Source organism: Chryseobacterium sp. 2987 (assembly GCF_031456375.1).
In the GTDB taxonomy this organism is placed as follows: Bacteria; Bacteroidota; Bacteroidia; order Flavobacteriales; family Weeksellaceae; genus Chryseobacterium; species Chryseobacterium vaccae.
In genome coordinates this window covers 405148-417489 of record NZ_JAVDUN010000003.1, presented here as the reverse complement: position 1 = coordinate 417489, position 12342 = coordinate 405148, and the positions used below count along the sequence as shown (strand labels likewise).

Below are 12342 nucleotides of genomic sequence, written 5' to 3'. Positions count from 1 at the left end.
AGTTAAAAAAGAGCATTTTCAAAATTTTATAAAGCTTATTTTAATAGAAAGTTTATTTTTTACATATTTTATTTAAAATATTTCAATGAAATCACGTATTTTAATAAATATTTCGCATCGAAATTATGGATTTATTTTAATATTGACAATAAAATTATATATTTGTCATCAAAAAATAAAGAATACTATGTTGAAAATGATTTTATCGGGATTCTTAATCTTCTGTTTAGGTTTATGTCTTGCTCAGGAAGTCCCTAATGTATCTATTACGACCTTAAATGGTGAAAAACTTAATGTTTCAAAAATTGACTCTTCAACACCTGTGGTGATGAGTTTTTGGGCCACGTGGTGCCTACCCTGTATGGAAGAGCTTACCACTATCAATGAAAAATATGAAGACTGGCAAAAAGAAAGCAAGTTTACTATCTATGCAGTCTCAACAGACGATTCACGTACTACGTCAAAAGTAAAAACCGTTGTAAAAAGTAAAGGTTGGCCGTATACCATACTTCTTGATCCCAATCAAACTCTTAAGCGTGCTCTAAATATCAACAGCATCCCTCATGTAATTCTCGTACACAAAGGAAAAATTGTTTACTCACACGTGGGTTATTCTGCCGGGGATGAGGATGAACTGATAAAAAAGATTAAAGAATGTAACTCTATACATTAATTTCTATGCGGCACAAATCAATAAGTATAGTATTACTGTTCTTTAGCATTAAGTCTTTTTGCCAATTATCAGTAAACCTGGAATCCAATTCACAATATTACATAGACGATAATAAAATAAAGCTTTCAGAAAACGAAGCTGACCAAAGGTTCAGATCAAACAATTACCTGAACGTCAATTATAAATTGAAAAATTTCACCGTTGGCGCTCAGCTTGAATCTTACGAACCCAAAGCCCTTCTTAACTATTCGCCTGCTTTAACCAAAACCAACCTTGGAACTTATTTTGTGAATTATAACAATGAAAAAGCAGGAATAGATATTACTTTAGGTCACTTTTATGAACAATTTGGAAGCGGTTTAGCATTGCGGGTATGGGAAGATAAGCAGCTAGGGATCTCTAACTCTTTACTGGGTGGAAAAATAAAATACACAGATCCGGACCAGATTGTAACCCTAAAAGCTTTATTAGGAAAACAACGATTCGGATTTAACCTTTCTGACGGCGTTGTTGGAGGACTGGATGCGGAAATGAGATTGGATTCCCTTATGAAAGTGAAGGATTTCAGATCCAGCATAGGCTTTAGCTATGTAAACAAATATGAAGACAATAAAGAAAATTCCCTATATCCTAAAAATGTAAATATCTACTCATCCCGGCTTAAAATGGAGTATTCTAAATTTGCCCTGGAATTTGAATATCTATACAAAACCAAGGATAATATAAAACAGGTATCTACACTGGATCCCAACAATATATTTTCAGGAAATGCCTATCTTCTCAATCTATCCTATGCAACTGACCGGTTTGGTATTATTGCAAGCTTAAGAAGACTGGAAAACTTTAATTTCTATTCTCAAAGAGACCAGATAGGAAATATTTACCATAATTCAGTTCTGAACTATGTTCCCGCGCTCACCAAGCAGTACGACTACAGTCTTGCCAATATTTATGTCTATCAGGCACAACCCCGGCTGGCATTTCTTCCTCAAAAAAAATCAGGTGAAATAGGGTCTCAATTTGATATTTTTTATAAAATAAAAAAAGGAACACCCCTGGGAGGGAAATACGGGACCGATCTGTCACTTAACATTTCCAACTGGTACGGACTGAAAGGAACTTACCGGGCCTACATCAATAATATAAGAGATTACAAAACAGACTTTCTTGCATTAGGAGAAAAATACTACTCAGATCAGAGTCTTGATATAAGAACAAGACTGAAAGATAACTGGAAAATTGCTTTGGTGCTCATTAATCAGTTTTATAATACGTACAGAACCGAAGAAACTTCAGGAGAAGTAAAAGCACAAACGGTTGTTCTGGATAATATTTACAGATTTTCTAAAAGTTCTGTAAAGCTGGAACTTCAGCATCAATGGGCTGAAGGCTATCATGGAAATTGGGCAGCAGGACTTCTGGAGTACAATTTCAACAAAAACTGGTCATTCTTCATCAATGATCTGTATAATTACGGCAATCCGGACAAGGAAAAACAAATGCATTACTATACAGGAGGACTTGTTTTCAGGAAAAACAGCACGAGAATTCAGGCATCATACGGAAGACAGCGTGGAGGATTATTGTGTGTAGGCGGAGTTTGCAGATTCGTGCCTGAAAGCGCAGGCTTTTCATTAGGAATAAGTACCAGCTATTAGTCTTTCCTCTTCTATTTTTTATTTAAAAAGATACCATATTAAAATCAATACAGTTCAGCATTCTCAAAATTTTTAATGAAAAGTAAAATGAAATTTAGAAACTGGTTTTTAGCAGTCCTCCTATTTTTAGCGGCAGGAATCAATGCACAGATTAAAAATCCTGTAAAATTTAAGTTCACCGTCAATGACTTAGGGAACAATCAGTATGAAGCTGTTTTGAATGCCACCATGGAAAGCGGATGGCATATTTATTCCAAAGATCTTCCTGAAGATACCGGGATTCCTACTGAATATAAGGTTTCAGGGAAAAATATTGAACTGATTGGTAAATTCACCGAAGTCGGTAAAAAGCACGAGGAATTTTCTGAGGCTTTCGGAGGAACTATTGTATATTACTCCAATACAGCAGGCTTCAAACAGAAATTCAAATTAAAAGATCCTACAAAACCCGCAGACGTTACTTCTGAAATTACCTATCAGACCTGTGATGACAGGGTGTGTCTGGCTCCCAATACTTTAGAATTCAACCAAAAAGTTACTCCAAAAGGTGTTGAGGAAGCAGCAGCGACTGACGAAACGGCTGAACCAGCCAAAGATTCCGCAAAAGTAACAGAAACAGTTGCTACAGATCCTGCAAAAGGAGAAGTAACGATTACAGAGGCTTCTAAACTGGATCCAAAACAGCTGAAAATTGAAACCCTTGATTTCCAGAAACCACTAACGGACTGCGGAACAGCCTCAACAAAGGTGGATGAAAATTACTGGACCTATCTGTTCTTAGGGTTCATCGGAGGATTAATTGCCTTACTGACCCCTTGTGTATTCCCAATGATTCCACTAACGGTTTCATTCTTTACTAAAGGAAGCAAGAACAAGGCAAAGGGGAAAAGAGATGCATTGATCTATGGATTTTTCATCCTTTTAATCTTCGTTTTGCTAAGTCTTCCGTTTCACTTAATTGATGGAATTGCCGGAAATATTTTCAACGAAATTTCTACCAGTGTATGGCTGAATATTGCGTTCTTCATCATATTTATCTTCTTTGCAGGTAGTTTCTTCGGATACTACGATATTACGCTTCCAAGCTCTATTGCCAACAAATCTTCAAAGGCTGAGGAAGCAGGAGGAATTATCGGTATTTTCTTTATGGCTTTAACGCTTGTGATTGTTTCATTCTCATGTACGGGCCCTATTCTGGGAAGTTTATTGGGAAGCGCTGTAACAGGCTCTACCAACGTTCCGATGCTGCTTACTTTTGCTCTGGCAGGGTTCGGACTGGCATGGGCGATTGTTTTTGGGCTACTGGCTTTATTCCCTCAGGCTTTACAAAGTCTTTCGAAATCCGGAGGATGGATGAATACCGTGAAAGTGGTCTTAGGTTTTGTAGAATTGGCACTGGCTTTAAAATTCTTATCCAAAGCTGACCTGGTTTCCAAAACATTCTTCTTAAAAAGAGAACTTTTCATTGCAATCTGGATTATCATTGCATTAGGCCTCGCTTTATATCTGTTCGGGCTGATCAGATTCCCGCATGATGATAAAAAACCTAAAATCTCCATTACCAGAAAGATTTTGGGGGCTTGGGGAATGGGTTTTGTGATTTATCTCATTCAGGGATTAATTCCTTCTGACCGCCCGAAACTTCAGCTGTTAAGCGGAATCCTCCCTCCTCTGAATGTAAGTTATTTCCATGACGAAAAAGACGGCATCTTAGGAATGCATCCTGAAAATGATTTCTTTAAAGCCATTGAAATTGCGAAGAAAGAGAACAAGCCTATCCTGATTGATTTTACCGGATATGGATGTGAAAACTGCCGTAAAATGGAAGAATTTGTATGGAGTGAGCCGGATATTCTGCCAACGCTTCAAAATGATGTTGTCCTGGCTTCTTTATATGTTGATGATAAGGAAGAGCTTCCGGAAGACCAGAAAACAAAGATTGACCTTGGGGACGGACAGATCAAAAAGGTAAAAACTATTGGGGACCGATGGAGCTTATTCCAGCAGGTCAACTTCAATAATAATTCCCAGCCTCACTATGTTTTAATAACGCCCGACGGAAAGGTAATCAACACTCCGGTTTCAGGATACATGCCGAAAGAAGATTTTAAAAAATTCCTCGAATGCGGCGTAGAGTATTTCAAAAAAAGTAAATAACAATAAATAAAAAAGACTGTTTCATTTTGAAGCAGTCTTTTTTTATAATTTTCTATTTTATTACCAATTCAATTACATATCCCTCATGCCCTCTTACATTGATAAAATCTCCTCCTTCAAAACCCAGATATTGCCCTTTAATTCCAACTAGTTTTCCTGTGAATTCCGGTTTTTTATCCAATGTGAAAGAACTTACTTTTGCAGGCTTTTCATAAGGGTAGTCAAATTTCCATAAATTTTCACCTTCACTGTAGAATTTCTGGAAGTCTTCCGGGAAATATTCTTTTATTTTTTGTTGAAAATCAGCAAGATCAATCTCACCTTCAAAATCATCTTGAAGCATTTTCTTCCAGTTAGTCTTATCAGGCAGATGTTCTTTCAAAGCAACCTCTATCATTCCTGCTTCGTAGCGGTTTTCAGTTCTGGCAATCGGCAGGGCAAAAGTAGCTCCCTGATCAATCCATCTCGTCGGAATCTGGGTATTTCTTGTTACCCCCACCTTTACATCCCCAGTATAGGCAAGATAAACAGTATGAGGCTGCAACTGGATTTCTTTTTCAACTTCCAGATCACGCTCAGCAACTCCTAAATGTGCTGTAGATAGTTCCGGCCGGATAATCGTGTCACTGGCATAAGGACTTTCAAAAAAACAGCTTTTACAAAAACCCATCCTGTAAATTGGTTTATTTTCACCGCAGTTTACACACTGAAATCCAGTATGTCTGATATGCAGTTCTTTTCCAAACAGCTCATTCATATGAATAAGATCCCCTGAAAGATTAAGATAATATTGAATCGGCTGTGCGTCGAAACTTGTCATTTTTAAAATTTGCCCTTGAAACTGCATCGTATTTATATTACTTTTTTAAGTAAATTTAATGATTATATTTTCAAAAAGTAAATTTATATTTTTGTACGGAAAAAAAATCACAAATGGTTTATCTAATAACAGGAGGAAGCGGATTCATCGGATCACATTTAACAGAAAAATTATTAAGAAATGGACATTCTGTCATAAACGTTGACAATTTTGATGATTTCTACAGTTATCAGATCAAAATTAAAAATACTTTAGAATCTATTGGTCAAAATTCGGATTTTACATTTACTGACAAAGAGTCGGATATCCGGCAGCTGGCCCAGCTTACACAATCCAACAAATACACTCTTTACTATCAAGATATTAGAGACAAAAAAGGACTTGAAAACATCCTCAAAAACCACTCTATTGATATGATTATTCATCTGGCCGCTCTCGCCGGGGTACGCCCCTCTATTGAACGCCCACTGGAATACGAAGAAGTCAACGTCAGAGGAACCATGAACCTGTGGGAACTCTGCAAGGAATTTAATATTAAAAAATTCATATGCGCCTCTTCATCAAGCGTTTATGGAAATAACGAAAAAATCCCTTTTGAAGAAATGGATAATGTGGATAACCCTATTTCTCCTTATGCTGCAACCAAGAAATGCGGGGAAATTTTAGGACATGTATACCATCAGCTTTATGGTATCGACATGATTCAATTGAGATTTTTCACGGTATATGGCCCGAGACAGAGACCGGATCTCGCGATTCATAAGTTTACAAAACTAATTTCTGAAGGACATGAAATTCCTTTCTATGGCGACGGAAATACAGCCAGAGACTATACTTATATTGATGATATTATCGATGGAATCACCAAATCCGTCCTTTATTTAGAAGACCACTCCAATGTCTATGAAGTCCTTAATCTGGGAGAGAGCCAGGTTATTACTCTATCTGAAATGGTATCCATAATAGAAAATACACTTGGAATGTCTGCCATCAGAAAAAATCTGCCAATGCAGCCGGGAGATGTCAAAAAAACCAATGCAGATATAGCAAAAGCCCGGACATTAATAGGCTACAAACCAGACACCGACTTCCAAAATGGCATAAAAAAATTTGTGGAATGGTTTTTGAGAAAATGACATCAGGTACGTTGCTGACATAGCTGCAATGCTTTCTATGACGGACAATGAACAAAAATTAATTAAAAAGAATTGAAAATCAAGTAATAAAAAAGCGTATAATATAAGCTATTTTTATACTTTTGCAAAAAAATCAGAAAATTATGTACTGGACATTAGAATTAGCCTCATATCTAAGTGACGCACCTTGGCCAATGACAAAAGCAGAACTTATTGACTATGCAATCAGAACTGGTGCACCTATGGAAGTAGTGGAAAACCTTCAGGCTATTGAGGACGAAGGAGAAATCTATGAATCAATAGAAGAAGTTTGGAGTGACTATCCTACAGATGAGGATTTCCTTTGGAACGAAGACGAATATTAATTAAAGCAATAAGCTTTAAGCACAATGCTTAGAGCTTTTTTGCCCTTTTTCAGATATAAAATTCACACGATAAGCGTGTCAGTAAAACGCTTAAAGCATCATGTTTTAAGCATAAAGCAAAAAATTTATGAGTTTTTTAAACAAAGTTCTTAAAGGGTTTTTGGGAGACAAAAAAGCGCAGGACCTAAAAGAAGTAAAAAAAGTTGTAACAAAAATCAAAGCTGTAGAACCAGCCATCCAACAGCTAACTGATGATGGACTGAGACAAAAAACTGCTGAATTTAAAGAGAACATAAAATCTGCAACCAGCAAAATAACAGCTCAGATAGAACAGATAAGAGAGCAGGTAAAAAATTCAACTAACGTAGATGAAAAAGAAGCTCTTTTCTCAAAGATTGAATCTCTGAAGAAAGAATCATACGAAATTGAAGAGAAAGTTCTTGGTGAGATCCTTCCGGAAGCTTTTGCCCTGGTAAAAGAAACTGCAAGAAGATGGGCACAGAACGGAGAAATCCGTATTACAGCAACAGACTGGGACAGACAGCTGGCTGCTGCGGGTAAAGATTTCGTAGAGATTCAGGGGGATACTGCGATCTGGAAAAACTCATGGGACGCTGCCGGGACTCCTGTAGTCTGGGATATGGTCCATTATGATGTTCAGTTTATCGGAGGGGTTATTCTTCACAGTGGTAAAATTGCCGAAATGGCAACCGGTGAGGGTAAAACCCTGGTAGGAACATTACCTATTTACTTAAATTCACTTCCCGAAAGAGGAGTTCACGTTGTAACCGTGAATGACTACCTTGCCAAAAGGGACTCCGCATGGATGGGGCCTCTTTATCAGTTCCACGGAATGTCTATCGATTGTATCGATAACCACCAGCCGAACTCGGACGGAAGAAGAAAAGCATATAACTCAGATATTACCTACGGAACAAATAACGAATTCGGTTTTGATTATCTGAGAGATAACATGGTAACTTCACCTTCAGAACTGGTACAGAGAGAACTGAACTTCGCTATCGTAGATGAGGTGGATTCTGTATTGGTAGATGATGCAAGAACACCTTTAATTATTTCCGGTCCGGTTCCTCAGGGAGACAGACAGGAGTTTGATGTTCTTAAACCTTCTATTGACAGAATTGTTGATGTTCAGAAGAAAACAGTTTCTACCATTTTCAATGAAGCTAAAAAATTAATTGCAGCAGGAAACAACAAAGAAGGAGGATTTAAACTTCTTCAGGCTTACAGAGGTCTTCCTAAGAACAGACAGTTAATCAAATTCTTATCGGAAAGCGGAAACAGAGCATTGCTTCAAAAGACTGAAGCTCAGTATATGCAGGACAACAACCGTGATATGCCGATTGTAGATAAAGATCTTTACTTCGTAATCGAGGAGAAGAACAATCAGGTAGACCTTACAGACAAAGGTGTAGAATACATGTCTCAGGGGAACTCTGATCCTAACTTCTTCGTTCTTCCGGACATCGGAACTGAGATTGCTGAAGTAGAAGCTAAAAACCTTACCAAAGAAGAGGAATTTGAAGCTAAAGAAAGATTGTTCTCTGATTTTGCTGAAAAATCTGAGCGCGTACACACCATGAGCCAGCTATTGAAAGCCTATACGTTATTTGAAAAAGATGATGAGTATGTAGTGATTGATGGCGAGGTGAAAATTGTAGACGAGCAGACAGGACGTATCATGGAAGGAAGACGTTATTCAGACGGTCTTCACCAGGCAATTGAAGCTAAAGAAAATGTAAAAATCGAAGCGGCAACCCAGACTTTTGCCACGATTACCCTTCAGAACTATTTCCGTATGTACAACAAACTTGCGGGGATGACGGGTACTGCTGAAACAGAAGCTGGCGAACTTTGGGAGATCTACAAACTTGATGTAGTGGTAATTCCTACCAACCGTCCTATTTTAAGACATGACAGACAGGATTTAGTTTACAAAACTAACCGTGAAAAATATAACGCTGTAATTGAAGAAGTTGAAAAGCTAACCGCTGCCGGAAGACCTGTTCTTGTAGGAACAACTTCTGTTGAAATTTCACAGTTGCTTTCTAAGGCCCTTCAATTAAGAAAAATTCAGCACCAGGTATTGAACGCGAAGCTTCACAAAAAAGAAGCAGAAATCGTTGCCGGAGCAGGACAGCCGGGAGTTGTAACCATTGCAACCAACATGGCGGGTCGTGGTACCGACATTAAGCTTTCAAAAGAAGTAAAAGAAGCTGGTGGTTTGGCCATTATTGGTACAGAAAGACACGATTCAAGACGTGTTGACAGACAGCTTAGAGGTAGAGCAGGACGTCAGGGAGATCCTGGAAGTTCTCAGTTCTATGTATCTCTTGAGGATAATCTGATGCGTTTATTCGGTTCTGAAAGAATTGCTAAAATGATGGACAGAATGGGTCATAAAGAAGGTGAAGTTATCCAGCACTCTATGATCAGCAAGTCTATTGAAAGAGCTCAGAAAAAAGTGGAAGAAAACAACTTCGGGATCAGAAAGAGACTTCTTGAATATGATGACGTAATGAACAAACAGCGTGACGTGATCTACAAGAGAAGAAAGAACGCTCTGTTCGGAGATCACCTGAAGTATGATATCACCAACATGATTTTTGATGTTGCCAATTCTATTGCAGCTAAAGGAAAATCTACCGGAAGCTTTAAAGATTTCGAATATGATATCATCAAAACCTTTACCATGGAATCTCCGGTTTCTGAAAATGATTTCAAAACGAAAAACCTTCAGGACCTGACCAATATTTTATTTAAAGCGGCTCAGGAAGATTATCAGATGAAGCTTAATCTTCTGAAAGAAAAATCATTCCCTATCATTGAGAATGTATATCAAAACCAAGGGTCTATGTTTAAAATGATCCAGGTTCCTTTCTCAGACGGACATAAGACAATGACCATCGTAGCCGACCTGAAAGAAGCTTATGATACGCAGTGTGAAAGCCTTATCAACGATTTTGAAAAGAATATTACCCTTTCTATCATCGATGAAAACTGGAAGCTTCACCTTCGTGAAATGGATGATCTTAGAAGATCTTCTCAAGGTGCCGTTTATGAGCAGAAAGATCCGCTTGTGATTTACAAACAGGAATCATTCCACCTATTCAGTGAAATGGTAGACAAAATGAACAAAGAAATTATTTCTTTCTTATATAAAGGAGAAATTCCTGCTTAGGAAATAATTAATAAAATAAGTTAAAACCCCGCTTCATAACTGCATGAAGCGGGGTTTTATTATTTAGCGTATAATAAAATTATGATAAATATCAATTAAGTTATTTATTTAGAATAATTAAAAACAATATATTTGCAGAAAATTTGACTTTCATGAAAAATATACTGATCTGTGCTTCTATGCTAAGTTCTATGCTGGCTTTCGCTCAGAAAAAAGATACCATCAAATCCAATGCTATTGAAGAAGTTGTAGTCAACGGAAGGTATTATCAGAAATATAAGCTTAATGAAGTTTCCGGATCATTAAGACTTCAGACTCCTATTATAGAGCTTCCGCAAAATGTACAGTCAGTCAGTTCACAGGTTTTATCCGATCAGATTACCCTCAACATGTCTGAAGGAATTGTGCGAAACGTGAGCGGCGCAAGAAAAGTAGAACACTGGGATAATGTCTATTCAAACGTTTTCATGAGAGGAGCAAGTATCGCCACTTATATGAACGGAATGAACGTTTCTTCCACATGGGGGCCTATTAACCCTGATGCATCCATTATAGACAGAATAGAATTTGTGAAAGGGCCTGCCGGATTCATGGGATCTATGGGAGACCCTGCCGGATTTTATAATGTAGTTACCAAAAAACCTACGGGAAAATTTGCAAACAGTGTAAGATTCACAACAGGAAGTTACAATCTTTTCCGAGGCGAAGCTGACCTAGATGGCGTTCTTATTAAAAACGGGGTATTGGATTACCGCTTAAACTTAATGGGAAGCTCCAACAAATCATGGGTAGAAAATGACAAAACAAGCAAAATCATCATTGCTCCTTCTATAACTTTCAGGCCTACAAAAACAACGACTTTTACTGCACAATATAATTTTCAGCATTTAAAATTTAACCAGCCGGGTGCCTATATCATGTCGAAAGAAGGCTATGCCACACTAGGGGTCCACACTAACTTTAATGATCCTAATTTTAAAGAAACTAAAGTAAGAGATCAAAGCTTATTCTTAAGCCTGGATCAAAAGCTTTATAAAGACTGGGTATGGAGCACACAGTATGCTTATATGGACATGAACTATGATGGAGGTTCATGGTGGGGAGATTTCAGAACACCTTCTGACCCTAATATCTTTTCAAGAGACCTGAGCAACTGGCAAGCTATCGGAAAAAATCATATTTTCCAGACTTATTTAAGAGGAAGCCTGAATACAGGAAATATTGTACATAAAATCATTGCCGGATTTGACTATGGAGACAGAAAATACCAGGCTGATTTCTCTTCAATGGGAAGCGGAGGCTCTATAAATATTCACAATATCATGTATGGTGTAGATCCTGCTGCCCTTCCTTCACAAGATGCTTATTTCCTGAACAGAAATGCCGCATTCTATGATGATGAAGGAGTAAAATATACTTCATATTATGCACAGGATCAGATTGAAATGTTCAATAATAAGCTTCGTCTTACTCTGGCAGGAAGATATACCAGCGGAACAACTTATGCAGGATATCCCAATCTGGGTGAGGTTACTCCTGATAAAGCCGGAGAATTTACACCGAGAGTAGGTGCAAGCTATTCCATCACAGAAGATTTTTCCGCATACGGAGTATTTGACAAAACATTCTCCCCTCAGTCCGCCAATACTTTTACAGGTTCAATATCGGCTCCGTTAAAGGGCCAGAACATTGAATTTGGTTTGAAAAAAGACTGGTTCGGAGGAAAATGGAATTCAACATTTGCGGTATATGAGATAAGAAGGCAAAATATTTTAACCAAAGATTTTGTAAACAGTACCCCTTCAAAAACCTTCTATTATGCTAATGGAGAACAAAGAGCCAGAGGTTTTGAAGCTGATCTGAAAGGAGAAATTGTAAAAGGTCTGAACATTATTATCAATTATGCTTACACTGACGCCAAAACCATTAAAGACACTAATCCGGAAATTCTTGGAGCGGCTTCCCCGGGGAATGCTAAAAACGTACAAAATACCTGGGTTTCTTATCACTTTAGCGACAGCTTATTAAAGGGATTCGGTATATCTGCCGGTTATCAGTATCAGGGAGGAAGAGTTTCCTGGTATGGCACAAATTCCGGAAACCAGTCATTGCCTGATTACTTTGATACCAATTTCGGAATCACCTACAGGGCTAAGAAGTTTGATATCAATCTGATGCTTAACAATGCTTTGAACAGAAAGCTGTTCAGTGGTTACTATGATCCGGGATACAATACACCGAATGATACAAGTGACGATAAATACGTATGGATCTACAATGCCCCGCGCAACTGGAGACTATCAATAGGATATAAATTTTAAATAATGAAAA

The 12342-nt window shown here is 37.8% G+C and carries 8 protein-coding genes; 7 read left to right on the top strand and 1 reads right to left on the bottom strand.

Annotated elements, in window-relative coordinates:
• The first annotated feature begins 85 nt into the window (after positions 1–85).
• The 3 genes from J2Y40_RS11515 to J2Y40_RS11505 all read left to right on the top strand — a co-directional run bounded on the left by J2Y40_RS11515 (position 86) and on the right by J2Y40_RS11505 (position 4488).
• Entirely contained in the window at positions 86–673 is a 588-nt protein-coding gene (locus tag J2Y40_RS11515) for a TlpA disulfide reductase family protein (protein ID WP_309999047.1), read from the top strand.
• A gap of 5 nt (positions 674–678) precedes the next feature.
• On the top strand, positions 679–2331 hold the full coding sequence (locus J2Y40_RS11510; protein ID WP_153396596.1) for a DUF6029 family protein: 1653 nt from the start codon (positions 679–681) through the stop codon (positions 2329–2331).
• 87 nt (positions 2332–2418) lie between these two features.
• Entirely contained in the window at positions 2419–4488 is a 2070-nt protein-coding gene (locus J2Y40_RS11505) for a cytochrome c biogenesis protein CcdA (protein WP_309999045.1), read from the top strand.
• 52 nt (positions 4489–4540) lie between these two features.
• On the opposite strand, the gene J2Y40_RS11500 is transcribed toward J2Y40_RS11505, so the two are convergent.
• Positions 4541–5335, bottom strand: a complete 795-nt coding sequence (locus tag J2Y40_RS11500) for a DUF2797 domain-containing protein (protein WP_153396599.1) — start codon at positions 5333–5335, stop codon at positions 4541–4543.
• A gap of 86 nt (positions 5336–5421) precedes the next feature.
• Between J2Y40_RS11500 and J2Y40_RS11495 the strand changes: the two genes are divergently transcribed.
• The 4 genes from J2Y40_RS11495 to J2Y40_RS11480 all read left to right on the top strand — a co-directional run bounded on the left by J2Y40_RS11495 (position 5422) and on the right by J2Y40_RS11480 (position 12332).
• On the top strand, positions 5422–6444 hold the full coding sequence (locus J2Y40_RS11495) for a GDP-mannose 4,6-dehydratase (protein WP_153396601.1): 1023 nt from the start codon (positions 5422–5424) through the stop codon (positions 6442–6444).
• A 143-nt stretch (positions 6445–6587) separates the two neighbouring features.
• On the top strand, positions 6588–6809 hold the full coding sequence (locus tag J2Y40_RS11490; RefSeq protein ID WP_002662059.1) for a DUF2795 domain-containing protein: 222 nt from the start codon (positions 6588–6590) through the stop codon (positions 6807–6809).
• A gap of 127 nt (positions 6810–6936) precedes the next feature.
• On the top strand, positions 6937–10011 hold the full coding sequence (gene secA / locus J2Y40_RS11485) for a preprotein translocase subunit SecA (RefSeq protein WP_153396603.1): 3075 nt from the start codon (positions 6937–6939) through the stop codon (positions 10009–10011).
• A 152-nt stretch (positions 10012–10163) separates the two neighbouring features.
• On the top strand, positions 10164–12332 hold the full coding sequence (locus J2Y40_RS11480) for a TonB-dependent siderophore receptor (RefSeq protein ID WP_309999040.1): 2169 nt from the start codon (positions 10164–10166) through the stop codon (positions 12330–12332).
• The last annotated feature ends 10 nt before the right edge of the window (positions 12333–12342 follow it).